The 25,254-nt window shown below is 66.1% G+C and carries 34 protein-coding genes and 1 pseudogene; 9 read left to right on the forward strand and 26 right to left on the reverse strand.

The features are described 5' to 3' along the window. Nucleotides 1-660: 660 nt before the first annotated feature. Together Q7514_RS32180 and Q7514_RS32185 are read right to left on the reverse strand one after the other, a co-directional pair. On the reverse strand, nt 661-825 hold the full coding sequence (locus Q7514_RS32180) for a hypothetical protein (protein WP_330137248.1): 165 nt from the start codon (nt 823-825) through the stop codon (nt 661-663). 44 nt (nt 826-869) lie between these two features. Then, complete coding sequence (locus Q7514_RS32185; protein WP_330137249.1) at nt 870-1,283, reverse strand: DUF3846 domain-containing protein; 414 nt, start codon at nt 1,281-1,283, stop codon at nt 870-872. Nucleotides 1,284-1,684: 401 nt separating this feature from the next. Between Q7514_RS32185 and Q7514_RS32190 the strand changes: the two genes are divergently transcribed. Then, nucleotides 1,685-2,035, forward strand: a complete 351-nt coding sequence (locus tag Q7514_RS32190; protein WP_330137250.1) for a type II toxin-antitoxin system RelE/ParE family toxin — start codon at nt 1,685-1,687, stop codon at nt 2,033-2,035. Then, on the forward strand, nt 2,032-2,337 hold the full coding sequence (locus Q7514_RS32195; RefSeq protein ID WP_330137251.1) for a helix-turn-helix domain-containing protein: 306 nt from the start codon (nt 2,032-2,034) through the stop codon (nt 2,335-2,337). Before Q7514_RS32190 ends, Q7514_RS32195 begins: the two co-directional genes overlap by 4 nt. Nucleotides 2,338-2,451: 114 nt before the next feature. Here Q7514_RS32195 and Q7514_RS32200 read toward each other — a convergent pair whose 3' ends face one another. The 13 genes from Q7514_RS32200 to Q7514_RS32260 form a co-directional block, all read right to left on the reverse strand. After that, nucleotides 2,452-2,919, reverse strand: a complete 468-nt coding sequence (locus tag Q7514_RS32200) for a hypothetical protein (RefSeq protein ID WP_330137252.1) — start codon at nt 2,917-2,919, stop codon at nt 2,452-2,454. After that, nucleotides 2,916-3,551, reverse strand: a complete 636-nt coding sequence (locus Q7514_RS32205; RefSeq protein ID WP_330137253.1) for a hypothetical protein — start codon at nt 3,549-3,551, stop codon at nt 2,916-2,918. Before Q7514_RS32205 ends, Q7514_RS32200 begins: the two co-directional genes overlap by 4 nt. Nucleotides 3,552-3,628: 77 nt before the next feature. Continuing rightward, complete coding sequence (locus tag Q7514_RS32210; RefSeq protein ID WP_330137254.1) at nt 3,629-3,958, reverse strand: hypothetical protein; 330 nt, start codon at nt 3,956-3,958, stop codon at nt 3,629-3,631. A gap of 32 nt (nt 3,959-3,990) precedes the next feature. Beyond that, entirely contained in the window at nt 3,991-4,449 is a 459-nt protein-coding gene (locus Q7514_RS32215) for a hypothetical protein (protein WP_330137255.1), read from the reverse strand. Nucleotides 4,450-4,777: 328 nt separating this feature from the next. After that, nucleotides 4,778-4,990, reverse strand: a complete 213-nt coding sequence (locus Q7514_RS32220; protein ID WP_054807891.1) for a hypothetical protein — start codon at nt 4,988-4,990, stop codon at nt 4,778-4,780. 302 nt (nt 4,991-5,292) lie between these two features. Then, nucleotides 5,293-5,442 (reverse strand): hypothetical protein, encoded by a 150-nt coding sequence (locus Q7514_RS32225; RefSeq protein WP_330137256.1) that lies wholly within the window; start codon nt 5,440-5,442, stop codon nt 5,293-5,295. A gap of 270 nt (nt 5,443-5,712) precedes the next feature. Then, nucleotides 5,713-6,840: a hypothetical protein gene (locus Q7514_RS32230; protein WP_330137257.1), complete on the reverse strand. Its 1,128-nt coding sequence runs from the start codon at nt 6,838-6,840 to the stop codon at nt 5,713-5,715. After that, complete coding sequence (locus Q7514_RS32235; RefSeq protein WP_330137258.1) at nt 6,833-7,648, reverse strand: N-formylglutamate amidohydrolase; 816 nt, start codon at nt 7,646-7,648, stop codon at nt 6,833-6,835. The genes Q7514_RS32230 and Q7514_RS32235 overlap by 8 nt, the downstream gene beginning before the upstream one ends. A gap of 118 nt (nt 7,649-7,766) precedes the next feature. Next, complete coding sequence (locus Q7514_RS32240) at nt 7,767-8,204, reverse strand: helix-turn-helix domain-containing protein (RefSeq protein ID WP_330137259.1); 438 nt, start codon at nt 8,202-8,204, stop codon at nt 7,767-7,769. Nucleotides 8,205-8,308: 104 nt separating this feature from the next. Beyond that, nucleotides 8,309-8,530, reverse strand: coding sequence for a hypothetical protein (locus tag Q7514_RS32245; protein WP_330137260.1), 222 nt, complete (start codon nt 8,528-8,530; stop codon nt 8,309-8,311). A 101-nt stretch (nt 8,531-8,631) separates the two neighbouring features. Then, complete coding sequence (locus Q7514_RS32250) at nt 8,632-9,111, reverse strand: hypothetical protein (protein ID WP_330137261.1); 480 nt, start codon at nt 9,109-9,111, stop codon at nt 8,632-8,634. A gap of 46 nt (nt 9,112-9,157) precedes the next feature. Beyond that, a complete protein-coding gene (locus Q7514_RS32255; RefSeq protein ID WP_330137262.1) occupies nt 9,158-9,370 on the reverse strand; it encodes a hypothetical protein in 213 nt (70 codons plus the stop codon). Between the two features lie 565 nt (nt 9,371-9,935). Continuing rightward, entirely contained in the window at nt 9,936-10,529 is a 594-nt protein-coding gene (locus Q7514_RS32260) for a hypothetical protein (RefSeq protein WP_330137263.1), read from the reverse strand. 70 nt (nt 10,530-10,599) lie between these two features. On the opposite strand from Q7514_RS32260, the gene Q7514_RS32265 reads away from it, so the two are divergent. Continuing rightward, nucleotides 10,600-12,258 carry an LGFP repeat-containing protein gene (locus tag Q7514_RS32265; RefSeq protein ID WP_330137264.1) on the forward strand — a complete coding sequence of 553 codons (1,659 nt, stop codon included), beginning with the start codon at nt 10,600-10,602 and terminating at the stop codon, nt 12,256-12,258. A gap of 13 nt (nt 12,259-12,271) precedes the next feature. Here the strand turns inward: Q7514_RS32265 and Q7514_RS32270 are convergent, their stop codons facing one another. The 6 genes from Q7514_RS32270 to Q7514_RS32295 all read right to left on the reverse strand — a co-directional run bounded on the left by Q7514_RS32270 (nt 12,272) and on the right by Q7514_RS32295 (nt 16,710). Beyond that, the gene (locus Q7514_RS32270; protein ID WP_330137265.1) at nt 12,272-12,664 is read right to left on the reverse strand and encodes a hypothetical protein; all 393 of its coding nucleotides are present in this window, start codon (nt 12,662-12,664) and stop codon (nt 12,272-12,274) included. Between the two features lie 351 nt (nt 12,665-13,015). Continuing rightward, the gene (locus Q7514_RS32275) at nt 13,016-13,933 is read right to left on the reverse strand and encodes a hypothetical protein (protein WP_330137266.1); all 918 of its coding nucleotides are present in this window, start codon (nt 13,931-13,933) and stop codon (nt 13,016-13,018) included. A 14-nt stretch (nt 13,934-13,947) separates the two neighbouring features. Continuing rightward, nucleotides 13,948-14,577, reverse strand: a complete 630-nt coding sequence (locus Q7514_RS32280; protein ID WP_330137267.1) for a 3'-5' exonuclease — start codon at nt 14,575-14,577, stop codon at nt 13,948-13,950. A 44-nt stretch (nt 14,578-14,621) separates the two neighbouring features. Next, nucleotides 14,622-14,912, reverse strand: a complete 291-nt coding sequence (locus Q7514_RS32285) for a hypothetical protein (RefSeq protein WP_330137268.1) — start codon at nt 14,910-14,912, stop codon at nt 14,622-14,624. Between the two features lie 143 nt (nt 14,913-15,055). Further along, nucleotides 15,056-16,078 carry a DUF3560 domain-containing protein gene (locus Q7514_RS32290; protein ID WP_330137269.1) on the reverse strand — a complete coding sequence of 341 codons (1,023 nt, stop codon included), beginning with the start codon at nt 16,076-16,078 and terminating at the stop codon, nt 15,056-15,058. Nucleotides 16,079-16,134: 56 nt separating this feature from the next. Next, the gene (locus Q7514_RS32295; RefSeq protein WP_330137270.1) at nt 16,135-16,710 is read right to left on the reverse strand and encodes a hypothetical protein; all 576 of its coding nucleotides are present in this window, start codon (nt 16,708-16,710) and stop codon (nt 16,135-16,137) included. A gap of 189 nt (nt 16,711-16,899) precedes the next feature. Here Q7514_RS32295 and Q7514_RS32300 point away from each other — a divergent pair, with 189 nt between their 5' ends. Then, nucleotides 16,900-17,169: a hypothetical protein gene (locus Q7514_RS32300; protein ID WP_054807252.1), complete on the forward strand. Its 270-nt coding sequence runs from the start codon at nt 16,900-16,902 to the stop codon at nt 17,167-17,169. Beyond that, nucleotides 17,073-17,453: pseudogene (locus tag Q7514_RS33275) on the forward strand (acyl-CoA thioesterase domain-containing protein); the annotation flags it as partial. The gene Q7514_RS32300 and the pseudogene Q7514_RS33275, both read left to right, overlap by 97 nt. Before the next feature lie 297 nt (nt 17,454-17,750). Here the strand turns inward: Q7514_RS33275 and arsA are convergent. The 3 genes from arsA to Q7514_RS32315 are packed head-to-tail and all read right to left on the reverse strand — an operon-like array spanning nt 17,751 to nt 20,457. Beyond that, on the reverse strand, nt 17,751-19,544 hold the full coding sequence (arsA, locus tag Q7514_RS32305; RefSeq protein WP_330137271.1) for an arsenical pump-driving ATPase: 1,794 nt from the start codon (nt 19,542-19,544) through the stop codon (nt 17,751-17,753). Nucleotides 19,545-19,600: 56 nt separating this feature from the next. Further along, nucleotides 19,601-19,996, reverse strand: a complete 396-nt coding sequence (gene arsD, locus Q7514_RS32310) for an arsenite efflux transporter metallochaperone ArsD (RefSeq protein WP_054719244.1) — start codon at nt 19,994-19,996, stop codon at nt 19,601-19,603. 38 nt (nt 19,997-20,034) lie between these two features. Beyond that, complete coding sequence (locus Q7514_RS32315; protein ID WP_330137272.1) at nt 20,035-20,457, reverse strand: arsenate-mycothiol transferase ArsC; 423 nt, start codon at nt 20,455-20,457, stop codon at nt 20,035-20,037. A gap of 63 nt (nt 20,458-20,520) precedes the next feature. Here Q7514_RS32315 and Q7514_RS32320 point away from each other — a divergent pair, with 63 nt between their 5' ends. The 4 genes from Q7514_RS32320 to Q7514_RS32335 are packed head-to-tail and all read left to right on the forward strand — an operon-like array spanning nt 20,521 to nt 23,136. Then, a complete protein-coding gene (locus Q7514_RS32320) occupies nt 20,521-20,922 on the forward strand; it encodes an ArsR/SmtB family transcription factor (RefSeq protein ID WP_054719241.1) in 402 nt (133 codons plus the stop codon). Nucleotides 20,923-20,957: 35 nt separating this feature from the next. Next, entirely contained in the window at nt 20,958-21,998 is a 1,041-nt protein-coding gene (gene arsB / locus Q7514_RS32325; RefSeq protein WP_330137280.1) for an ACR3 family arsenite efflux transporter, read from the forward strand. A 25-nt stretch (nt 21,999-22,023) separates the two neighbouring features. After that, on the forward strand, nt 22,024-22,674 hold the full coding sequence (locus Q7514_RS32330) for an arsenate reductase ArsC (RefSeq protein ID WP_054807253.1): 651 nt from the start codon (nt 22,024-22,026) through the stop codon (nt 22,672-22,674). A 27-nt stretch (nt 22,675-22,701) separates the two neighbouring features. Further along, nucleotides 22,702-23,136, forward strand: coding sequence for an arsenate reductase ArsC (locus tag Q7514_RS32335; protein WP_330137273.1), 435 nt, complete (start codon nt 22,702-22,704; stop codon nt 23,134-23,136). A gap of 132 nt (nt 23,137-23,268) precedes the next feature. Here Q7514_RS32335 and Q7514_RS32340 read toward each other — a convergent pair whose 3' ends face one another. Both Q7514_RS32340 and Q7514_RS32345 read right to left on the reverse strand, forming a co-directional pair. Continuing rightward, complete coding sequence (locus tag Q7514_RS32340) at nt 23,269-24,414, reverse strand: sensor histidine kinase (protein ID WP_330137274.1); 1,146 nt, start codon at nt 24,412-24,414, stop codon at nt 23,269-23,271. Then, nucleotides 24,411-25,115 carry a response regulator transcription factor gene (locus Q7514_RS32345; RefSeq protein WP_330137281.1) on the reverse strand — a complete coding sequence of 235 codons (705 nt, stop codon included), beginning with the start codon at nt 25,113-25,115 and terminating at the stop codon, nt 24,411-24,413. Before Q7514_RS32345 ends, Q7514_RS32340 begins: the two co-directional genes overlap by 4 nt. Nucleotides 25,116-25,254: the final 139 nt, after the last annotated feature.

Consider the following 25,254-nt stretch of genomic DNA (forward strand, 5'->3'; position numbering starts at 1 on the left):
CCCCCCGACGCTTCGCGTCGGGGAAACGGGCGGGTCGCTCCGCTCCCCGCACGGGAGCCGCTGCGCGGCTCGAAGGCGGTCCCGAACCGTTGCCGTCGCCCGCGTCGCTGCGCTCCGCTCGAAACCGAAATTGCAGACCCACCAACGGTTTTCAACGTCACCATCGAAGCATCGCCAGCAAGCACCGAGAGGCGGGGTCGCGCTACGCGCGTCGTGCACACCACCGCAATGCCGCTCTCAACCGGTCCCGATGTCATGCACCCATCATACCCCACCACACTCCCACCACCAAAACAGACACGACAGACAGAAACACGAAATACCCACCACTCCAACATAAACCGACACCACCACCAACAGTCCATGAGCAAACCAACGGTAATTCGTGGTAAAGCAATATGATTCACAATAAACGTTGCAGCACAACACAATTCAAAAACCACCAGAATCGGGCCACACCAACCGCCCCACACAAGAGCCGGCACCACCCGCCGGCGACCCCACCACCCACACGGGACATGCCATCACCCCAGGTCACCCCACCCACACAACCCCCACACCCCACCAGAATGCAGGGGCCTCCACACCAACAACACCGCACTACGCCACACTCACAAGCGGGGAACCGGCCCGCCTCTCTCGGGCCGGTCCCCACCCGAATCACTCCCGAATCAACACCTCCGCACCCGGATCAATCGCATCGAGATCCCACACCCGGATGCTCTCCCGCTCGACCCCAAGGAAACCATCGTCCTCGAGACTCCCCAGCGCATCGCCCAGGCCCGCATCCTCCGGACGGAAATCCGCAGGCACAGTCACCGTCACGCTGTGCGTGGACACCTCCGTCCACGAAATCACCACCGAACGCATCACGCATCCACCCCCGCAGTTTCGTCGACTGCGTCGAGGGACGCATCGAGCACCGCAAGGCCCCCCACATGCGCAGTCGCCAACAACGCTGCGATCTGCTCACCCACCAACGACCGAGTCTCACCCTCGTCATCAACAGACGCGAACACCACCGGCCCGACATACGGCTGCCACGTGAAGCCGTGGAACTGCGCAATACGCGTCGCCACCTCATTGACCACCGGCTCACCGACGCACAGGCCCTCATCATCGAGCCACATATCCAGACCCCGCCCCAGCCGCACCACATCGAACACGCGGCAATCCAGCGCCGCACGCAAGGCTGCGTCGACACCCGACTCCGTCTTCTCCAGATCGATCATCGTCGCGGTTCCGTCCACATCGAGCCGGACTCCCAGCACCGTGTTCGCCATCGTGAACCCCTCTTCTCCACTGCGCTCAGTGGGACGTTATTCGTGCCGGTCAGTACCCCTCCCGACACGAACCACCTTACAATGCCTATTTGTATTGTCAACCTCGGGGATGTGCCGAACCCGGCGGCGGGCCGGGAGCGGATCTCCCGGGAGGCCGCTGTCGGGACGTGCCATTTCCGCTGGTCACCGGAGCGAACACGCACTGCCCCACACCCCGTCGAAGACCTGCCGGCCTCTCCCTGGTACGTGCCATCTACCCAGTTCACGGCATGTTCTCGGCCCCGCACTCGACCGGAGCGCGGGGCCTGGCGGGAGAACAGGATCCCGGCATGGGGACAGGGGCATCGCCCAGTGAACTCTCACCACCTCGGCGTATATCCATACTGATATACTCTGTGGACATGGCACGAGGCGACGAGAAACCGATCCGATGGGTAGGCAGCACACTCGACGACCTACGCGATCTGCCCGCCGAAGCCCAAGACGACCTCGGCTACCAACTCGGACGCGTTCAACAAGGACTGGATCCGGATGACTGGAAACCGATGAAGGACGTCGGGCCCGGATGCCGCGAAATTCGGGTCCGCACACCCGACGGCGCGTTCCGCACGTTCTACCTCGCCCAACTCGGCGAAGCGATCTACGTCCTGCACTGCTTCCAGAAGAAAACGCAGAAGACCTCGAAAGCCGATATCGACCTCGGTCGACGCCGCTACAAGGCAGCCCACACACACGCACAGGAGCAACCATGAACGACAACGACATCACCGAGACCACCTCCGTGTGGGAGGCGATCAGCGACACCCCCGGCGAGGCATACAACCGGCAGCTGCGCGCCGACCTGATGACCGCCATCCGCTCACAGGTCGACCGCTTCGGCTGGTCCCAAGCCGTCGCCGCCGACAACCTCGGCGTCACCCAACCACGAATCTCGGATCTCTACCGGGGCAAACTCAGCAAATTCTCCCTCGACGCCCTCGTCAACCTCGGCAGCAAAGTCGGCGTCCACATCGACGTCCGCATCGACACCGACCCCACCCTCACCCACCACTGAACACATCACCCCGCCGCAGCAACGGCATCACGTAGCGCGAATCCACAGATCGGTCCCGAAGCCGATACGACGTCGGCATCGCTGCGCTGCGCCGGGACGTGTCATCGCCCCTGTTCACAACGCATTTTCGAGCTCTGATCCTGGTTCGCTGAGCAACATCCGGTAGACGAACATCAGCTGCTCGACCTGCGTGCACCGAGCCAAGCCCGGATCGTGGCCGAGCGCGGCCACCATGTCGGCGAGGAGGCCGTCGGTGGCAGGCAGGCGCAGGTACTCACCGAGAATCGTCGCGGCCGCGAACAGCTCGGCGCCGACGCGGCGGACGACGATCTCGCCGTCTACTCCCCCGCACAGCTCCAGCGTGACGGTCTGCGCGGTGGTTCCTCGGGCGTCCCGAACGGCCAGCCGCACCCCGCGCGCAGCGACCGCGGCGATGTCGACCCAGTCGAACAGGCGCAGGTAGTCGGGCACGTCGGCGAGGGCGTGGCCCCGCCGCAACAGGGCGCGGTAGCGCTGCGTGGCCGGGGCGAAGGCCCGGCGCACCGTCGATCCGGTGCGCCGGTCCGTTGCCGTGGCGGTCACCGCTCGGTTCCTGCCGCGTCGAGGGCGGGTTCGGGGTCGATCCACGGGGCGTCGTCACGGCCCTCGACGTACTTACCCCCGGGCGGGTCGACGTAATGCGCGAGCAACACCGCCCGTACGGCGGGCGACGCCGCAGCCAGGTTGTGATCGCGGGTGTCCTTCCATTCCTCCCACCCCCAACCCGCACCGGCATCGATGACGTACTCGGTCGCGACCACGGGCGTGCCGCCGACGAACAACTCGGAGCTTGTCGGTCCGTCAGGATCCCTGACAGCAACAATCTCCACCTCGGGTGCCACAGCGGGTTCGGTGTCATGGTCACGACCGGTTTCGTCGCCGTAATAGCTCCGGGCGCGGCGGTCGATGTCGTGCCAGTCGAGGCCGAGCTGGTCGGCCAGGTGCCGCAGGTCGCCCGCGAGGTCCGCCAACACAGACTCCAAGTCGTCGGTGTCGGCATGGGTGCGCTCGCCGTACGGCACCACCGCAACAAGCGCCTCACAGGCCCGCACAGCGCGCGCGGCGGCCGGGTCCAGGGTCGTGGAGGGATCAGTGTGGTTCGAGGTGTGTGCGTCGCGGACAGCGGCCAGATCGGCGAGCGTGCGGACAGCGGCGAACGGGTGGGGAGAAGTCATGCTCTGGTCCTTGTCTTGTCGGGTACAGCACACAGCCGGCGGTCGGGCCGCGTCGACGCGGCCCGACTGTCGGGTGGTCAGGGCTTGGTGACGGTGTAGCCGAGCGCGTCGGCGAGCATGTGCATCAGTTCCTCGCCGTCGGGCGTGGGCGCGAAGTGCATCCGGTGGCGGATCTCGGCGCATTCCTCGGGCACGGCGCACGGGCATTCGGCGTTGCTGGGCATGTCGTAGTTCGTCTCGAGGGCGACGTCGAAATTGGCGGGGTCGATGACCCACGTGTTGGTGCCTGCCAGGTCACGCATGAGATACACGCTCACGGACTCTTCGATGTAGTGCGCGCCGCGTGCGGCTGCGCGCTCGCCGCCGGTCATGTGCTGCTCGTCGGTGAGGTTCTCGGTGGTGGTCATCGCAGGTGTCCTGTCTCTCGGGGTGGTGGTGGTCAGTGCGCCGCGCGCAGCGGCGGGGCATTGACGACCGCGAGGTCGGTGAGCAGGGCGCGGTAGGCGAGCATCAGCAGCTCGCGGGCGCCTCGGTGTGCGTGACGCGGGTCGGTGCGCAGTGCGTCGATCGCGGTGGTGACGGGGGTTGCGGTGGGTGCGGCGAGGGCGTCGGCCAGGACTGTTGCGACGGCGGCCAGTTCGAGTGCCGCTGCGGTGTCGGTGTGCGCGCGGCGGGCGAGGTACATCCCGCGCGCGGCGAGGGTGTGCAGGTCGGTGTCGTCGAAGATCGCGGCCAATGCGCTGGTGAGCGCGGCGGCGGGGAGGCTGCGGCGCAGGCGCAGCAGGGTGCGGTAGTCGGTGGGCGGGCGCAGTATCTGGGCGGGGTGCGGTGCGGTGGTGGTGGTGGTGGTGGTGGTGGTGTCGAGGTCGATCCGGACCGTTGCGAGTGTGTTCGTCATGGTCGTGCTCCTCTTCCCGCCGACTCGGCGATGACATAACAAGCAGTATTTGCATTGTTTGACTCGGGAACGTTGCCTTTTCAGGCGTAAGCAGTGCGCGGCGCGTACGGCGAGGGGATCCGACTGTCGCATCGGACCTTCCGGCTGCCGCACGATTTAACTATACAATGTCATTTTGTATTGTTGCAACCGGGGGACGGGATTTCACCTCACCCGGCGCGCCCGCTACGCCACTCCTGCGGCCCGGCGCGCCACCGGGACGTGCCATCACCCCAGGTCACGGACAGAAACGACACCGACGTCGGCGCGCAGCCGAGCGCGGCACCCGTCACCGATTCCCCCTGGCGCGATGGGGGCGATGCTCGATCAGAAACGCTCGTGTGGGACCGAAATCGAGATCGACGCAGGTATTGAGTGCGGGGTTGCGGGTATCGAGTACGACGCGGCGGCGTGCGGTGACGCTCGCGCCGCACGGACACCGCACGGTCGTGGTCAGGATCTCGCCGAGTCGGTCGACGAGCAGTCCGGTCACTGCGGCCATGATTCTCCTTCTACAGATGAGGTGCCACGCGGGCCGGCCTCACGCCCGCGGCAGTGTGGGACGTGTCATCAGTGCAGCTCACAGGGCTATTTCGGGATACATCGAGCCCCCAGTCGATGCGGGTGCCTGCGAGTGTCGACGAGGCCGACGCGCGACATGTGCACCTGTGCCGACCAGGTTCGCCCGCACCGGCCATCCAGGAGCGCGGCCGGGAGCGACCGAGTGTTATCGGCGGGAACAGGACAGGGGGAAGGGAAAAAGAAAGGGGCCCACCGTTTCCGGTGGACCCCTTGTCGCCTGGTCTAGATGTAGGCGATCTCGTCGGCGGTGAGGGCGCGGCCGGTCTTGGCCTCGATCAGCGCCACCTTCGCGGACACGAAGGTCTCGTGGTTTCCGCTGGCGATTGCGGCTGCGTAGTCCGCGTGAAGGACCTCGATGCTCTTGCCTGCCATGTCATTCCCCTTTCGTCGGTGTTCCACAACCATGCAATGTCGTTTTGTAACGTGTCAACTCCGAGCGACGCACGAATTCACACGCGCGAACACCTCCCGATCGCCGACCGCGTCGGGACATGCCCTCACCGCAGGTCACCATCGGATTCACTGACGTCAGCGCCGCCAAGGACAGGCCCCTGTGCCGATCACGGCGCCGGGCGCTCCGTCCCCGCGCCCGAATCATCGGGTGCGGGGACGGATTCGAGCCACAGCACGCAGCAAGGGTCGTCAGTGCGACCGGTACTGCTGCGCGCGGGCGATGCCGTCGTCGTAGTCGTCGACGTACTCCCCCGCACCGGGCGTGTACTTGCCACCGACACGGTCCGGGTCATACGCCATGAACACCACATCGGGGCGGCCGTCGTTGAAGGTGCGGAACGTGTCGTAGTCCCAGCCGTCGGGGGCGTACTCGTCGTTCCACTTCAGCCGCGCGACCGGCACGAAACCGGCGTCGGCATAGAACTTGGGCAAGACCGTGTCGAAGCAGTCGAGACGACGACCACCGAGCGCGGTCGCGTGACGCAGCATGGCACGGGAAGCTCGGGGGTGTGCGCAGTCCTTGTGCGCGAATGCGGAGACGACCTCGTCGCCTTTGAGGGCAACACCGGCCTTGCCGTCGTCGGTGACCAGCAGCCGCATGGTCCGGTATTCGTCCTCGTCGTAGACGTAGACCGACGCGGCGTGCGGGTTCTTGCGGGTCAGCTCGAGCATCTGTTCGCGGTAGATCCCCGAATCGGCCGGTGCCAGCTCATGCAGCGGCGGCGCGGACAGGCCACGGGCCTCGAGTCCTGCTCGGGTGGAGTCCGGCAGGGTGTGCGTGGCCACGGGGGTGATCTGCTGGCCGTTGATCAGAAGCCGAGCGCTTCGGCCTCCTGGATCTCCGGGTCGCTCCAGTAGTCCTCGATCTTCTTGCGCTGGTCCTCCGGTAGGTCCGGGCTCCACCCGAACGTCCTCCAGAACGCTTCCCGGCGCTGTTGTGTCATCGGCTCGTCGTACATGGTCGATCCCTTCCTCATGGTCATTGTCCGCGGCGGACCGCGCGCGGCGCAGGGCGGCAGTTTGCTCGGCTCTGAGCCTCTCAGCGTCCCGTAGACGCGCGGTCAGCGCGTCCCGGTCGCTCAGATCGCCGGATGCCTCGATCGCCGCGCGCAGCTCGTCCTGCCCGCCCGGGGTGGAGTCGTAGAGCGCGAGGGTCTGCGCGTGGTCGGCCTCGGCGGCGGCGAGGCGACGTTGCAACCGCGCATGTGTCGGGTTCTCGGCCAGCCGCGTGCGGGCAACCTGAACGCGCGCGGCGGCCTGGTCGAGGCGGGCACGCATGTGCGGGGTGCAGCGCGGGCCCGGTTTGGGTTTACACATCGGCGGCCACCTGCGCGGTGACCTGGTCGATGAGAACAGCGAGGGCGCGGCCGATCCGCTCCACCCGCTCGGGGTGTGGGGTGCGCGGGTCGGTGAGGTAGACATCGCGGCGCAGCTCGATCATCACCGAGGTCACGCGTTCGTCGCGGCCGTAGTGGCGCAGCGGCACGTAACACCCCGAATACGGCGTGTTCTCGCCGATCTCGTCGAACTCGGGCAGGGACGCGAATGCGCCACGGGTCGACTCGGCCAGCCAGCCGGGGGTGTGGACCGGGTCGGTGCCGATGCACAGTGCGGGGCGCGCGGCGGCGGGGTCCTCGAACCCGGACGGCACCTCGGGGTAGGAGTGCAGGTCGATGATCACCGCGCGCCCGCACACGCGCAGCCGCTCCTCGACCGCGGCGGTGACGGCGTCGGCGTAGGGACGGAAATAGCCGTCGATGAGGTGCTCGGTGTGCGGGTACGGCTCGGATCGTAGCGGCGTGCCGGTGCAGGTGCGGGTGTAGACCGCGCCCCGACCGAACGCATTGGCCGGCTCCCCGGCGTCGGGGAACCGTTCCGGGTCGATCACCAGGCGCGAGAGTGTGTTGACCACGGTCGTCGGCCGGAGGCCGGTGCGGCGCAGCGCGGCGGCGGCGATCTCGTCGGTGGCGGTGTCGGTCGATTCGTCGAGTTCGGCGGCCAGTTCGGTATCGGTGAGCAGCAGGTCCGCGCGCACCTCGGGTGGGATGACGCGGGAGGCGTGCGGGACGTGGATGAGCACCGGCGACCGGTCGTCTCCCGGTGTGACGAGCGCAGAACTGGGCACGTGCTTCCCCCTTCTCGGGTGTCGAGGTGGTGACCTCGCGGCGGGCCGGGGCACGACGGTGCACCCGGGGACGCGAATTGTCCTCGAGGTGGGGGCGATTCACCAAGCAGGTGGGCGCTCAGGCGCTGCGCTGCGCGCGGGCGCGTACAGCGGATTCGCGCACGATCCAGGTGCTGCCGACGCGGATCGCGGGCAGCGAGCCGGTGGTGATCGCCTTGAGGACGCCCTGGCGGCTGATACCGAGCTGATCGGCGGCTTCCTGGACCGAGACCAGCGGCGGGACGTCGATCGCGTCGACGAGCCGGTCGTAGTCGCTGGTGGGCAGCACGCGCAGTGAGCGCAGCGGCCAGGGGTAGGTCTCGAGGATGGCCAGGGCGGTGGTGTTGGCCTGCCGGAGCGTGTCGGCCGGGAGGGTGAAGACGACTTCGGTGTGGCCGAGTTCGGAGCGGCCGGCGGCTCCGCTGTAGTCGGCGATGGGGTCGAGCAACTGCTCGGCGGTGTGTTCGTCGAAGCTGACGTCGATCTCGGCTACGACGTTGTACGGCTGTGTGGTCACGGCGCGAAAGTCCTTCCTGTGCTGGTTGTGGGGCCATCGGATGCGGTGGTGGACAATGGGGATCGGGCCGGGGGTGCCACCTACACCCCCGGCCCTCGCCGGTGTCAGCGGCGCGGTAGCCACTCGAACCCTGCGCGCCGCAGCGGCGCGAGGGAGTTACGGAAGGCGCGCGAATCGCTCGCGGTACCCGAGAACGTGCTGATCAGCACGTCGTCCTTGTAGACCATCGGGTGGCCGCTCTTCGCTCGGCGAATCACGAATCCTGCCTCCTCGAGTGCCTTGAGGGCTTTGCGGGTGTCCTTGTCGATCCCCTTGAACCGGTCCAATACTTCCACCTCCGTTGTTGTCTGACAACTTGAAACTACATGATTAGTTGTCGTTTGACAACTCTTGAGGTGTCCGAGGCGATGACCAGCACGTTCCCCCACTACAGCGCGGCGTTGTGCACCGGCACACGGGACGGGACTCCCTCGGCGCCGCCGAACCCCCACGACCGGACCGCCGCACGCACCCGCGTAGACACCTCGGCGTCGCGCCCGCTCGCGGCGTACCGCGCCTCGGTGTCGAGCACGTACAGGCCCAGGTCCGCGCGGCGGGTGACCGGGTGCAGGTACGAGGTGGTCCCCTGCGGGGTGCCCAGCCGGCCGGTGGCGAACACCGTCCGCGTGCAGCCACCCGACTCGATCGTGGTCACTTCGGTGGCCCAGTCGACCGAGACGAGCGCGTAGAGCGGTACGCCGATCACCCCGGCCTCCGAGACCGAGGTCTGCGCGCCGCCGAACGGCTGCACCAGCGCGCCGCGCTGCGGATGCCTCGGGAAGGCGTGGAGGTAGCCGACGACGAGCGCGGCGGCACCGTCGACCTCGGCGGCGAAACCGGTGGGCAGTGCGGTGATGGATGCAGTCATGGGTGACCTCCTGTGCTGGGGTGAGGATTCGAGTTCGGGGGACGGATCAGGCGGCGGCGAGTGTGCCGCGTGCGGCGGCGCTCACCTCGATGTCGAGGGTGTCCACGTGCCGGGTGACGGTGCCGTCGGCCAGGCGCACATCAGCGACCCTGCCGCCGAACATGTCGGTGCGGTATTCGACGATCTCGACGATCTCGGCGCGTACCGGTGTTCCGGTGATGGTGACGGTGATGAGTTCTGCAACAGCGGTATTCGACATTCGATGCTCCTTTGTTGGATGTTTCCGACAGACACCACCATACAAACAGACATTGCAATGTTGCAACCCCTGAGCGGTGTCGATTTCCTGAATCCACCGAAGAAGGCTCCGACCCCGATACGGAAGATGGCACGCCCCAATTCCGGGACGTGCCATCGGCACTGCTCACAGCCACTTTCAGCGCACCAAGACGCGGATTCACCCGATCCGGGCGGCCAGACGTTGCCGGACGTTCAGAACTGCTTGTAGATGAATGTGCCGCTACGGACGGAGGTCACCTGTCCAGCGAAACACGAACCCCGTCCGAACGACGCCATCGCTCGGCCTTTCCCTCGGATACAACCGGGGCCTCACCGTCGCGCGTAGCCGACGCAGGACGTGCCGTCTACGCAGGTCATATTCAGGGGATGCGCAATCCATAGGAGCCGCACATCACGAGCGTGTCCCGATACCCAGCAGAACCGAGCGCGCCACGCCGACCACCCGCCGGGATGGGTCATCCATCGAGTTGATTCGATATCGCCCCTCACAGGGAGAACCCTCACCCATGGCGGGATGAGCGTGTCTATTTAGCACCGAAGGTGGAGTTCTGCACCCACTTGCTAAAACAAACCGTCTGAATGGTTTCCGTGACTGAAGTGTTACCTGTTGCGTTTGTGGTTTTTGGGAAACCGTTTAGGTTGCAATGAAGCGATGGCGCCACCGCTGTACCTATCGGACCGAACGACAGTAGGTAACAGATGGATTCGCACACCCCAGGTGGCTCCGCCATGCCCCGCCGCAGTTGGCTACGCCGATGTCTGGTCGCGAGCACGACGGTGCTGATGGTTGCCGCCGGGGGATCGGCAGCTTTCGCCCAACCGGTCGAACCGACACCAGCCGCTCCCAGCACCACGACAGCGACCCAGCCGGCTAACCCGGACATCGCACCGCTCGAGGCACCGGGCGCGACCATCACAACGGATCCGTGCGCGGGGCCGACCACCGCACCCGGCACCACAACCACCACAGCGCCGACGACCACTCCTGTGGCGCCACTACCGCCGTGCAACCCGATCGTCACAGCAGTGCCGGAGACCGCGGCGCCGCCGACCGTCACAGTGGCACCCGAGACGGCTTCGACATCGCCTGCCACCGAGAGCCCAGCCTCGACCAGCATCGAGCCGAGTACACCAGCGACATCCACCCCCGAAACCGCACCGTCAGCACCTGGCGAGAAGGAGCCTTGGGTGGAGTGGACACCCACCGAAAACCCCAATTCCACGATCGTGCCGGGCAAGATGCGTTCAGACCGCCAGGAGTTGCCGGAGGGTTTCACCAAGGAGGACGCCGACAAAGCCGAGATCGCCGAGGCGAAACTCCTCGCAGCGTCACGCTCCCGCACGGCCCGCAATGCCGGTGCCACCAACGCGCTTGCTGCCGCAGCGCCCACGGACTGCATGATCTATTTCCCGGCGTGGCAGTTCTCCGTCTGCGGCGAGATCCGCGTCAAGTACGACTCTCTCGGCGGACCGAACAGCTTTCTGCTCTTGCCCACGAGCAGCAACATCACCAACGGTGATGGTGTTGGACAGCGCGTCACATTTTTGAACGGTCCGATCTACTGGCACCCGAATGCCGGCGCGCACCCGGTGCTGAATCACTTCATGATGAAGTGGGGTGAACACGGCTGGGAAGCGGGCTGGCTCGGCTACCCGACCACCGACGAGATCGTCCTCCAAAATGGTCGTCGTCAGGAGTTCCAGTCAGGAGCAGCGATCTACTGGAGTCCACTGTCCCTCGGCATCGTCGGGGGATCGGTGAGGGCCAAGTACTACGCGCTCGGAGCGGAAACCGGTCCGCTCGGTTATCCGAGCACCGACGAGATCTGGGCAACCAAGTACAACGGCCGCTACAACAACTTCCTCAACGGCACCATCACTTGGTCAGGACAGACCGGCGCACGCGTGCTGTATGGAGCAATCCGGGACAAGTGGAGCCAACTTGGACGAGAAGACGGCACGCTGGGATATCCTCTTGCTGACGAGCAAGTCACTCCTAACGGAATCGCGCATTTCGCGGATTTCGAGAACGGTTCATCCATTTGGTGGACTGCGATCACCGGAGCACATGAAATCCCGGTCAATATTCTCGCGGTATGGAATGGCAAAGGAGCGGGTGGAGGACTCCTAGGGTACCCGTTGGGAGGCCCCGTGCAGCCAACTTCACCCGCTCTTTCCGCTGAAGGGGTATCAATCACCTTGAGTCAGCGATATCAGGGTGGCGTTATTAATATGGCCGGCCCCGACAATGCATACGTAGGAATGTACGATCCCACCCCAGATCCTTTTCCGGAACCGGAATCTACGTCAACTAGTGGAATGACCCCATTCGCTTATCCACCTGACGGAACATGGCCGCCCAGCGATATCCCAGCGAGCTATGACACGTCCGTGGAAGTCGGCCGAGCCGCAAATCAGCATTTCCAGGATTATAACCCGATGATTATCCGTCAGGGTTATTGGAGCACAGTTTGGGATGATGGCTGGGGTCAAGACAAGGCTGAGCATTATCATCAACTCAAGTATGTCGACAGCATCGAGTTCGTACTTGAGTCCCAGTATCACGGCCCCCGCAGCAACCCCGCCGATTTCGGCAAGGATTTCTGGGCCGTCGCAACGCATGACATCTGTGAAGTTGGCTGGAACGGGCGTGAATGCGAAGAAATTGAACGCCGTACTGTGCATGCGATCTATGACCACACACAGTGGGCGACCTACAAACTCGCTCAGGGAGGGAACCCGATCGGCCTGGTCACAGCTTACTGCGGAGGAGGTAACACTCCGCTCTCAGGAACGTCGGTTTGTGACTCCTGGGTGGACATGGCGCTGATGAACCCCGGAAACTGAAGATCCGAAAGTGTCATGAAAACCCTGGCCTGGTGATCCAACGGATTCCATCTGTTGGATCACCAGGTAGGTTTACAGGGAGCAGAAATAGATCATCTACGTATAATCCAGCTGCGGAGACAGGGTTATCCGGACTAAGCGAATGCAGAGCTGAAATGACGAATCGATACCCGACACGCTCTTGCAGTTCAGGGCTATTCATGTAGTAATCGACGATTACTTCTATAACGTCATCTTCTGGCCGCACTGAAAAGGAAAATACTCGTATACCGCCGCGTGACTGCCCAGATATAAGTCCAGTGAGAAGCGCATTGGCGCAACGAAGAGACCAAGTGTCGAACGCCACGTCGTACTCAAGTGGCACAGGGTTTCCGAGATCGAACATATCATTATCTTTTCGGTCCATCAGCCTATGGTAGTCGACGGTTCCGCAAGGTTCATTTCGCAAATCGTTCGCCCGACCGAACACTGAAGTCGCAAACGCAAGCATCGGAGCAGGGCATAGTTACTGTCGACCGCGATAGATTCGTCCGCCATTTATGCCGTGTAAGACGGTCGCCGAGCGGGAACAGGATTTCAGTGGGTGCATCACGAAGGCCGGACGCCATGCAGTCTGTTACCTATCCTGCTCACCAGTCCTACGAGGGCTACCTATCCGAGACAACTTCACTACACGCGTGCTGAGACGTTCGACGAACCGTTTCGCTCGATCGAGCCAATCCTCGACCCGCTCTGCGGGACGTGCCATCCGCGCAGGTCAGGACTTATTCGTCGGCAACTCATCGTACGCATCGAGCACACCGGTCACCTGGTCGGCGACACCACCGAGCGCCGGTTCGATGGCCTCGACTTCAGCTGCGGCAGCGGACAGTCGCCCGATCTGCTCAGCATCTCGCTGCGCACGCAACTCGCGTGCCTTTTCGAGCTCGACGCGGCGCGCGGGCGCGGCCAGCTCCCGATCGAACGCCTCGACCCGATCTGCCAGGGCCGCGAGCCGCTCGGCTCCCTCCTCCACGTGCACGACACACGTCTGAAGCGCGGCGCGGGCGCGCTCGACCTGCGTGTCCTGCTCGAGGCGTGCCGGGACCGTGCCCAACTCGTCGCGCAACCTGATTGCGCTGTGCAGGTGCCGGGCCAGATCCCACAGCGCCGCATCGAGATCGAAATCGGCCAGCCAGCGTTCGCGGTAGGCCACCGATCCGCGGATCGTCTCCGCAGCGGTCAGCGCGCGGGTCATCGGCTCCTTGATGTTCTTCGGTCCGTACACCATCTCTGTGACGGTCAACACCCCACTGCGGCAGGCTCTGTGCCGTGCGCCGCGGATGAGACCGGCACCGGCCAGGTAGGAGCCCATACCGCCGAGGAAGGTCAGCCCCGCGGTGGACAACAGCGCGTTCTCGGTCTGCTCTCCGGTGAACAACTCCCCCACAAACGACGCGAATACCGCGGGATCAGCGACCAGGCCGGTGACGGCGAGCAGAGATCCGACAGTCATCGCGCCGATCCCGACCAGCGACAACGGCGTGCCGAGCACACGCGCGACGTACAGAGACCTCAGGTTCGTCCCGGGCTCCACCAGCACGATGCCGCTGGCCGCCCGCATTCGTTCGGCGAAGCTCTTGCGACGTCGGGTGGCCCGCACGACGATCGCGGCCTCGGTGTCGGTCGGTGTCATGTTCTCCCCTTGAGTCATTCCCTGCCTCGATTCTCGACGAGGAGCGCGGTGGGTATCCGGTCCTCGTGCCGGGCGTGTTCGTGCCGGTCCTCGAGGGCGGCGAGTCCGGCAGTGTCGGGCTCCCCCGCGGCGAGCAGCTGCACCAGCGCGCGGGTCGCGCGGACGTCGGCGAGCGCGCGGTGACCGCCACCGAGCCGTAGACGCCCCTCTGCCCCGAGCCCGAGTGCTTCGCAGCGCCGCGCCATCACGCACTGCCAACGCGCCTCCTCGGCGAGGGGACCAGGATCGATACCTGCCTGGTGGCAGTCGTGCAGGAGCCGGCCACGATCGAACGAGGCGTTGTACCCCAACACCAGAAGCCCAGAGGTGGCCGCTTCCAGCTGCGCGAACGCCTCCGGCCAGCGCGGCGCGCCATCGAGGTCGGCGGCGGTGATGCCGTGCACCGCGTACGCGTCGGGTTCGATCTGCACCGGGCCGCAGTCGACGAGGGTGTCGAGCAGGACCGCGCCGCTCGCGGCGTCGAGGACCGCGACCTCGAGGATCGACCCTTCGAGCCCTGACGTCTCGACGTCGAGGATGCAGGCCGCCTCGTCGGCGAGCATGGCGGCGGCCCACTCGCGCGGGGACAGCATCTGCAATGACATGATTCCTCCTCCTCGGCTTTCGATCATGGTGGACGGCTCCGACATCAGAACGAGGGACGCGGATCGTCCACGGCGGCGAGGCGGTAGCCGCGACCACCGGTGGTGGTGTGCAGGCTGTCGATGTTGATCGACACGACCCGGCCGGGTTCGGTGACCTGCCCGGTGTCGGTGTCGTGGGAGCGGATGACAGTGCACACCGCGCGGGCACCGAGGTGGCCGGTGCCGGTGAATCCGTCGACGCGCAGAGTCCGCAGGACCCCGCGGCGCGGGTCGTCGGTCCACAGCTGCCCGAGGCGGATCCGGTCGCCGTGGCGGTTGGTGATGTTCTCGGTCATGGCAAATCTCTTTCTGGCTGGGTGGGTCGATATGCGGGGGCGATCGTACGAAACGGCTTCTCCAGGTGCGGCACCGTAAATCGCAGGGCAGTTCCTCCCGGGGGCGCTCGGGCTACCGAGCGCCCCCGGAAGGAACACGCAGGTCAGGCAGCGGTGGCGGTCTCGATCACCCGGGCGCCGTCGACGATGCGCACCACATGGCCGTCGGCGTCACGCAGCCCGCGGATCTCGCTGTAGGGGACGCGATCTGTCCACGAACCGCCGACGATCGAGCCGATGGTCACCGACTTCGCATTGACCTTGAGCACCTGGTGGTGGTGCCCGGCATAGCGGACCAGATCGCCCTTGGCGATGACCTCGCGGCTGTAGGCGGTGGCCACACCGTCGGCGAGCTGCGCCGCGCGCACACCTTCCCAGTAGGCGAGTTCGTCGGCGGTGTGCTCGATCTCGGCAAGCACCCGGTCGCGGTAGTTGCCGGTCGCCGGCTCGTGGGTCTCGACGTACTTGCGCCCGGTCTGCGCGTTGGTGTGCAGCGTGCGGCTGTAGCCATCGCGCACGCGCTCGAAACGGCGCAGCTCGGCGGTGAGCGTGTCGATCCGCCGGGCCACGGTCACCGAGGCATACCGGCGGTCGGTGGTCTTCGCGGCAGCATCGGCGCGGCCACGCGCCGCGGCGGCCTCACGCTCGGATGCCACTGCCTTGCCGAGGGTGCTCCAGGACTTCTCCAGCGCGCGGCGATGCCGGGCCTCGCTGTGATGACCGACCTTGATCGGTTCTCCTCCTTCGGGCAACGCGTCATGCGCCGCCTGGTCAGCGGCCCAGGCGGATTCGGCGGCACCGGCCTTGCGCTCGGCCTTCGCGTCGAGAGCGTCGACGCGGTCCTGCTGGCGGGCGATCTTGTCGGCCTCGACCTGGGCGGTGGTGCGGTAGTCGTCGTCGATATCGACCTCGACGGTGAAGCCTGCGGCGCGCAGCGCGGCGGCGGTGGTGTTGATCTGGGCCAGCTTCGCGCGGCGGTCGCGGGACTGCGGGATGTACCAGGACCCGAGATTGCGGGACCAGCGCCAGCGATGGGCCTTGAGGATCTCGCCGGAGCCGTCGCCGCGGGCGGTGCCGTCGACGAGAGTCCCGTCAGGGTGGGTGTGGGTGATGGTCAGTGCGGACATGAGCGGTCCGTCCTTTCTCGATGATGTGGTGCAGGTCAGAAGGTCGGGGTTGCGGGTCAGCGGACGAACCGCCAGGCCGAGCGCGCGGCGCGGGCCCCGGGGACTGTGCGGACCGCGAGGTTGCCCGCGGCCTTGGCGGCGCGCGTGCCGTACACGGCACTCCGGGACGGCGTGGCCGAACGCGCGGGGACGCGTTTCGCCACGGGGCGGCCGGTCGGGGCCGGAGCGGCGGTGGCGAGTTCGCGTTCCCACTGTGCGAAGTCGTCGACCGGGGCCTGGGTCCGGCCTGTGCTCGGCTTCGGCGTGTCGCCCGTGGCGGCGCGGCGCGCCTGGCGGTGCTCGCGGCCGCTGACCGGGTCGAGGTTGCGCAGCGGGGTGCGGGTGACGATGTTCTCGGCCAGGCGGGAGGACCAGGTCCGGGTCTTGTAGGCGGTCAGGAAGTGTCCTGCCAGCCACAGCGCCACACCGGCGATGAGCAGCGGGGCGCGGGTGGCGATCGAGTCACCGAGGACGATGCAGAGCAGCGAGGCGATCGTCAGCAGGGCGCCACCGATGCGGGTGATGGGGGCGCCGATCGTCCAGATGAGCAGTGCTGCCAGCGCGAGTGCCGCGATTGCGGTGATGATCGACATTCGGTTTCCCTTCCCGTGACCGCTCTTTCATTCTCAACCTTACAATACCCAACTGTATTGTTGCAACCCGGATGCCGCTCGGGATGCGCGCATGCTTTTTCACAAAGCAATTCCGGTATGTAAAGTTTCAGGGACCGAACCGCAGGCACACCACCACGGCCGTGCCCGAGACACGAAAGGCCAGTAGCGATGGCGAACCCGAACCGCCTCACTGCCCAGCAGTGCGTCGACCTGCTCAAAGAAGAAACGGGCGACGAAATCAAGCCGGTGACCTTCCACGCGTACGTCAACCGCGGCCACGCCCCCAAACCGGTCGAGAAGATCGGCAGCACCCCGTTGTGGAAGCGCAGCGAGATCGTCGAATGGGCCCGCAACCGGCCAGGACGCGGCGCGCGCACCGACCTACGGAAGCCACGCCGGCGCACCAAGACCACCGACACGCCAGGCACGACCGAATAAGGTCGGCCTTTCCTGTCGTTTTCCGAGCCTGCCGACTCGCCGGGGGTAGCAGTCCTTGGTCACGGTCACAGATCGGCGGCTACGCGACCTGTGGAACTCTCGCGCGCGCAATCGAGCGAAGCCAGCAAGCGTTCGAGTTCATGTCGGTTCGACTGACGGTGGATCTGTTCACACCGGTCCGCACCGAGCTGCTCGATACGCGAAGTGTCAGCGTTCGCAGCGGACCACGGATCGAAGTCATCGACAGCAACATCGTCCAGAACGGCGAAGTGAAGGCCCGCGCGAGCGCTCTGTTCGTTACGGTTGGTGACAAACCGCAGGGAGAACTGTGGCACTCGAACGATTCGCTCCCCGATGCGCCGGACACTGTCGACGTGGTCGCACCTCCGGTATTCAAGAGTGGTGACGGTCCGTGGAGCGGCGACTTTTCGGCGCATCAGAAACCGGGACGGAAGTCAGTGTGGCAGAACTTTCCACCACTGATCGCCAGCGAAGTCATGTCACCTTTTCAACGCGCTTCGGCCATGGCCGAAGACCACCAGTCTCGCAGGGCGCGGAAGAAGCGTTCGACGGTGGGTTTGCTACACCGTCGACGAAACGACCTGTGTCGCGGTGAGATCGCGCAGTGCCTCGACGCCGACCGGTTCGGTGCTCTGCAACGGAATCACCGCGAACCGATCGGCAAGCTCACCCCGGACCGTATCGATCTGCTCGAATTCGGCGACCGCTCGCTGCCGCAGCAGCAGCGAGGTTGGTGTTGCCGCTGCCAGAGAATTGTTGACCACCCACGCCCACGGCTCGATACCGGCGCGCCGCAAATCATCCTGCAAACCGGCCGCCTCGAGCACCGGGGTGGTCTCGGCCAGGGTCACCAGCACAATCTTGGTCTGTGCCGGGTCCTGCAGCCGCATCAGCGGTGTGGTGAAGTGCCCGCCGTTGCCCATCTGCCGGGCGATCTCCCGGTGATACGAGCCGGTCGCATCGAGCAACAGCAGAGTATGCCCGGTCGGGGCGGTATCGACGACAACGAACTTGCGGCGTGATTCGTGAATCACCTTCGAGAAGGCCTGGAACACCGCGACCTCCTCGGTGCACGGGGAGAGCAGGTCCTCGGCGAGAGTGGCGCGGCCGGCCTCATCGAGCCCGGCACCCTTGGTAGCCAGTACCCGGTCGCGGTAGGTCTCGCTCGCCTCATGAGGGTCGATGCGGGAGACCTCGAGGTGGCCGAGTTCCCCGGCGAGAGTGTCGGTCAGATGTGCGGCGGGGTCGGTGGTGGTCAGGTGCACGTCATGGCCACGGCAGGCCAGGGCCACCGCGATCGCGGCGGCAACAGTGGTCTTGCCGACCCCGCCTTTGCCCATGCACATCACCAGTCCGGGCCCGTCGGCCTCGATCGCATCGACCAGATCCGCTAACGGGGCGTCGGCGACCGCGGCAAGCCCCGGATCGGTCCCGGTGGTCATTGCCGTGGTGGTGGTGGTGTCGAACAGGGTGCTCAAAGCATCGAGACCGACCATGTTGACCGGCTTGAGCTCCACCAGATCGGTGGGCAGAGCAGCGATCGCGGCGCCGCGACCCGCCAATGCGGCCTGTTCACGCTGGTACACGGCGGTCGCGAGCGGGTCGGTGTCGCCGGCCGAGGCGGGCAGTACGCCGTTGACGACCACATGCTGTCCGGTCATGCCGATCGCGGCGAGTTCGTCGTGGGTGCGGGCGATCTCGGACAGGGCGGCGCGATTGGCGCGGGCCACGAGCACCAGGCGGGTGCGGCCGGGATCCGACAAGGCCTCGACCGCGCCGGCGTACATGGCTTTCTGCTTGTCGAGCCCGGCCAGCGGCCCGAGGCAGGACGCGTCGCCTTTGCCGTGGTCGAGGAATTCGGTCCAGTTGCCGGGCAGTTGTAGCAGCCGGATGGTGTGGCCGGTGGGGGCGGTGTCGAACAGCACGTGATCGAACCCGGCGACCTGGTCGTCGGGATCGGTGAGCAGAGAGGTGAATTCGTCGAACGACGCGACTTCGGTGGTGCACGAGCCGGACAACTGTTCGGTGATCGAGGCGATCTCCGCATCCGGTAGCAGTCCGCGGACGGGGCCGACGATGCGTTCGCGGTAGGCGGCAGCGGCCTGCTCGGGGTCGATCTCGAGCGCGGAGAGCCCCGGCACCGCGGGGACCTCGGTGATCGTGTTGCCGATGCTCAGACCGAAGACCTGCCCGACATTCGACGCGGGGTCGGTCGAGACGAGCAGCACCTTCTTGCCGGCTCGGACCAGGCGCAGCGCCGACGCGCACGCGATGGAGGTCTTGCCGACCCCACCTTTACCGGTGAAGAACACGAACCGGGGCGGAGCGGTCAGGAACGTCGGATCGGCAGCCATGAAAGCGAGTACTCCTCGTCGGAAGGTATCGGCGGGCAGGATACGGATCTACATGGTCAGCAGCAGGTGGACTCGCCCGGGGTGCAGCAGGAGTCGCTGTCGTCGGCGAGCCCGAGCATCGTCACCCCGGACGGTGCTGCGGCGGGCACCTCGAGGCCGGCCCAGGTGGCGAGCTCGGTGCGGGACGGGTAGCGACCGGTAGCCACGGTGACATCGTCGACGAGCACGAGCGGCAAGCCCTCGGATCCGGCGAGTTCAAGGAACCTCTTGACCGCTTCGTTGTGGGCGAACGAGAGCGGATCATTGGCCAGGTTATGGCGGGTAATGGTGGCGCCCTGCTCGGTCAGCGCGGCCATGTCGGCGGTGAAGGTGACCAGGTTCTGGTCGAGGTCCTCGCCGCACACGCCAGTGTTGCAGCACAGGGCCGGTTCGAAGACTGCGATGGTACTCATAGGTGTCTGTACTCCTGGAGTGATCGAGGCGAAGAAAGCTATCGGGCGTCGGTAGCGGCAAGCAGTCGGGCGGTCAGCTCGCCGACCCGGGCGGCGATGTCGTCGCGGACCAGGCGCATCCGCTCGATGCCGTCGATGCCACGCTCGGACGGCTCATCGGTGTCCCAGTTCTCGACGACCACCCCGGTGGGCGCGTCGACGCGGGCTTCGCCGCCGAGGGTGATCACCAGGTCGACCTCGCCGAGCAGCTGCGGATCGATCGGCTTGGGATACTCACCGTCCACGGGTGCCCCGATCTCCTCGAGGACCTGCATCGACAGAGCATTGAGGGACGAGCCGGGTACGGTGCCGGCCGAATGAACGGCGACGCGGTCGCCGGCGGCCTGGCGCGTGAGGGCGGCAGCCATCTGGGACTTGCCGCCGTTCTTCACACACACGAACAGCACCGAAGCAGCGGGCACGAGGGTGATCCTTTCCGACGAACTCGGATTGACGCTTGAATAGATACGAGTCAATATAGACGCATGTCGAATCAGATGTCGAGCGGGGCCGAGCCGTGCTGCCCGCCCCTCTCGCGTGAGCCGCTCACCTCGGATTGGGCCACCGACCTGGCCCGCATGTTCAAGGCATTGGGAGATCCGGTCCGCCTGCGCATGCTCAGCATGATCGCCAGCCACCAGGGCGGCGAGAGCTGTGTGTGCGACATCAGCCCCGCCTTCGACCTGTCGCAGCCGACCATCTCGCATCACCTCAAGGTGCTGCGCGAAGCCGGTCTACTCGACTGCGAACGCCGCGGCACTTGGGTGTACTACCGGGTGCTCCCTACTGCCCTGGAACAACTGTCCGCGGTACTCGCCACCGAATCCGGGGTCCTGCCCGCATCGGCTTGCACCCCGACCGCCGCACTCGCGGAGACTCTCTCGTGACCACCACGACCGACAACCGGTCTGTCGCCGGCAAGATGTCGGTCCTCGACCGGTTCTTGGCCGTGTGGATCGGCATCGCCATGGTCGCCGGCCTGCTGCTCGGCCGACTCATTCCCGGGCTCGGCGACGCGTTGAGCGTCATCGAGATCGACAACATCTCCCTGCCGATCGCGCTCGGTCTGTTGATCATGATGTACCCGGTGCTCGCGAAGGTGCGCTACGACCGCCTCGACACCGTCACGGGCGATCGCACGCTGCTGATCTCGTCGCTGATCCTCAACTGGGTGCTCGGCCCGGCGCTGATGTTCGCCCTCGCCTGGCTACTGCTGCCCGACCTGCCCGAATACCGCACCGGCCTGATCATCGTCGGCCTGGCCCGCTGCATCGCGATGGTCATCATCTGGAACGACCTCGCGTGCGGCGACCGCGAAGCCGCCGCCGTACTGGTCGCGATCAACTCCGTCTTCCAGGTGATCATGTTCGCCGTCCTCGGCTGGTTCTATCTGTCGATCCTGCCCGGCTGGCTCGGACTCGAACAGACCACCCTCGACGTCTCCCCGTGGCAGATCGCGAAATCGGTGCTGATCTTCCTCGGCATCCCTCTGGTCGCCGGCTTCTTGACCCGCCACTTCGGCGAGAAAGCCAAGGGCCGCCAGTGGTATGAGGACACGTTCCTGCCGAAGATCGGACCGTGGGCGCTCTACGGACTGTTGTTCACCATCGTGATCCTGTTCGCCCTGCAGGGTGAACAGATCACCTCGCGGCCGTGGGACGTCGTACGGATCGCGTTGCCGCTGCTCGCGTACTTCATCCTCATGTGGGGTGGTGGGTTCCTGTTCGGTGCTGCGGTCGGCCTCGGTTACGAGCGCACCACCACCTTGGCGTTCACTGCCGCCGGTAACAATTTCGAGCTGGCCATCGCAGTGGCGATCGGCACCTTCGGTGTCACCTCCGGTCAGGCTTTGGCCGGGGTAGTCGGTCCGCTCATCGAGGTGCCCGTCCTCGTTGCCCTGATCTACGTCTCGCTCGCCCTGCGGAAACGTTTTACCCGTTCGCCCGCCCCCGCTGTGTCGTAAGGATCGATCACGTCAGGAGATGTCGATGTCCCAGCACGCTGCCCAGCCGGAATTACTGATGCCTCAGGCTGTGCTGCACCGCAGCGCCGAACATCTCGCCGAGAAGTACGCCGGAGTGTTCTCCCCTCAAACGGTCGAGCGGATGGTCTTCGAGTCGTACGCGGCGCTGCGCCGCACCGCGAAGGTCCACACGCATCTGTCCTCGCTGGCCACCCGCTTCGCCGGTGAACGTCTCACTGCCCTGGCCCAGACCGAAGGGGCCGTGCCGAAGGATGTGCCGGAGGTGCTGTTCGTGTGCGTGCACAACAGTGGCCGCTCCCAGATGGCTGCGGCGCTGTTGGCCCATCACGGTGGCGGACGGGTACACGTTCGCTCCGCCGGATCGGCTCCTGCGTCGACGATTCACCCCGTCGTGATCGAGGCGATGGCCGAGATAGGTCTCGATCTCGGCGCCGAATACCCCAAACCACTGACCGACGATGTGGTGGCAGCCGCCGACGTCGTGGTCACCATGGGGTGCGGCGATGCGTGCGCGGTGTATCCCGGAAAGCGTTACCTCGATTGGTCGCTGGTCGACCCGGAGGACGAGTCGCTCGAGACGGTGCGCAGCATCCGCGACGATATCGACACTCGCGTGCGGGCTTTGCTGGCGGAACTCGACACCGTTCCTGCCTGAATTCTCTTCGAAAGGACGTCTGTTTTCATGACCACTGATTCCTCGACCGACCGCACACCGTCGGTGTTGTTCGTGTGTGTGCACAACGCGGGCCGTTCCCAGATGGCCGCGGGGTTCCTCACTGCGCTGGCCGGCGACCGGGTCGAGGTCCGCTCCGCGGGCTCGGCACCGGCCGAGCAGGTCAACCCGGCCGCCGTCGAAGCCATGGCCGAGGTGGGCATCGACATCTCCGCACAGAACCCGAAGATCCTCACCGTCGACGCGGTGCATGCCTCCGATGTGGTGATCACCATGGGGTGCGGCGACACCTGCCCGGTGTTTCCGGGCACGTCCTATCGGGATTGGGTGCTCGAGGATCCGGCCGGGCAAGGGGTGGAGGCGGTACGTCCGATCCGCGACGAGATCAAAGTCAAGGTGGAGGCGCTGATCGCCGAGCTCGTTCCCGACGGCGCCCCCGCCTGACAGGGGTGGGCGCCGATGACAATAAACATGACGGAGGCGTTCAGTCCCTCGAGTCGAGGGTCCGCGCTCGAAGGTCGTGAGTCCACGGATTGAGATGTGCCGGATACGGCAACACCGAAGCAGGCTCCGAGGTCAGACTGCAATGACGGGCAGTTCGATCGTAAAGCGTGCCCCACGGCCCGGCCCGTCACTGTGTGCTCGGATGCGCCCGTGGTGGGCTTCGACGAGGGCACGGGTGATGGTCAGGCCGATGCCGCTGCCGCTGTGTCGGCGGGCGCGGGCGGTGTCGGCCCGGTAGAAGCGGTCGAAGAGATGGTCGAGGTGATCGGCGGCGATGCCTTCGCCGGTGTCGGCCACCGTGATCTCCACCCGATCATTGTCAGCTTGCCTGCTGGTGACGGTGACGGTGCCGCCGGTCGGGGTGTGGCGCAGGGCGTTGTCGAGCAGGTTGCCCAACACCTGGCCGAGCCGATCGGGATCGACCATCACGATCAGGGAGTCGTCGAGACGGCTGTGCACTACGACGCCTTTGCTCTCGTACCGTTCACGCGCCGCATCGACCGCGGCGGTGACCAGGGTGCCGGTGGTCGTGGGCACCGGCCGGATGCGAGTGAGGTGTTCTTCGGCGCGCGAGACGGCGGTGATGTCCTGGGCGAGACGCCCCAGCCGGTGGGTGGCATCGCGCAGGACTTGCCGGGTGTCGTCGTCGAAGGTGCGGATGCTGTCGTCGAGGGCTTCGAGATAGGAGTCGAGGGTCGCGATCGGGGTACGCATCTCGTGGCCGAGATCGGCGAGCATCCGGCGGCGGGTGGCCTCGGTGGCGTCGAGACGGCGGGCGAGTTCGTTGACGGTGACGGCGAGCTCGTCGAATTCGCGGCCGAGCCCGGGACTGTGCACGCGGGTGTCGTAGTGGCCGCCGGCGATCCGGGCGGTCGAGGTGGTCACCGCCGTCAGCGAGCGTTGGACACGGCGGGTGATGTACCAGCTCACTGCCAACGCCAGCAGCACCGCGAGCGCGACCGCCAGTCCCCAGGCCAGGATGATCGCCCAGGTGAAGGCCTCTTCGACATGGGCGGCCTGGCTGGAGTTGTGGTCGATGCCGGCCTGGCCGAGGTGGTCGTGGAAGATGCCCGGGGCGAGGGCGGAGGCGACGAGCCAGGCGCTGGCGGCGCAGCCGATCACCACCGCGGTCAACGCGAGGAACAGTCGGGTGCCGAAACTCGACCCGGTCAGTGCTCGCCGCATCGACGGCCCAGACGGGGGGATCTGAGGGTTCATGCTCCGGTGCCCATCCGGTAGCCGACGCCGCGGACGGTGCGCACGTAGCGGCCGCGGACGGCATCGTCGCCGAGTTTGCGGCGCAGATGACCGATGTGCACGTCGACCAGATGCGCGTCGCCGGTCCAGCTCGGGCCCCACACCGCCTCGATCAGCTGGGCCCGGGTGAGCACGACCCCGGGATCGCGTGCCAGCGCGGCCAGGACGTCGAATTCGGTGCGGGTCAACGCCACCGGCCGCCCGTCGACGGTGACCTCACGGCCGTCGGCATCGAGGGTCAGGTCGCCGACACGGTGCATCAGATCAGCGGCGGTGGTGGTGGTGTCGGCCGGCCTCGATGCGGCGAGGCCGGCGCGGGGGCGGCGCAGCATGGCCTGGATTCGGGCCATCAGCTCGCGGGGGCTGAACGGTTTGCTCATGTAGTCATCTGCGCCCACGGACAGCCCGATGAGGGTGTCGATCTCTTCGGTGCGGGCGGTGAGCATCACGACATAGGCGTCGGAGAAGGTGCGTAGTTGCCGGCACACCTCGACCCCATCGAGTCCTGGCAGGCCGAGATCGAGGACCACGACATCGGGGTCGACCTGCCGGGCGAGGGTGACGGCGTCGGCGCCGTCACCGGTGAGCGCGGTCTCGAACCCATCGCGTTCGAGATACGAGCCGATCAGGTTCGCCAACGGTGCCTCGTCCTCGACGACCATCGCCCGCAACCCCGTCGGTGGCCGCGGCGGCGTCGGGTCGCTGGTCGCGGTGGGCTGCGAGTCAGTGGAGTCCATGGCGTCCATCATCACCAGCCATTCCTGGTGTCGACGCTGCGACGGGGCTTCTTGAGCAAATCTT

The organism is Rhodococcus artemisiae, from assembly GCF_036327795.1.
Taxonomy (GTDB): Bacteria; Actinomycetota; Actinomycetes; order Mycobacteriales; family Mycobacteriaceae; genus Rhodococcus; species Rhodococcus artemisiae.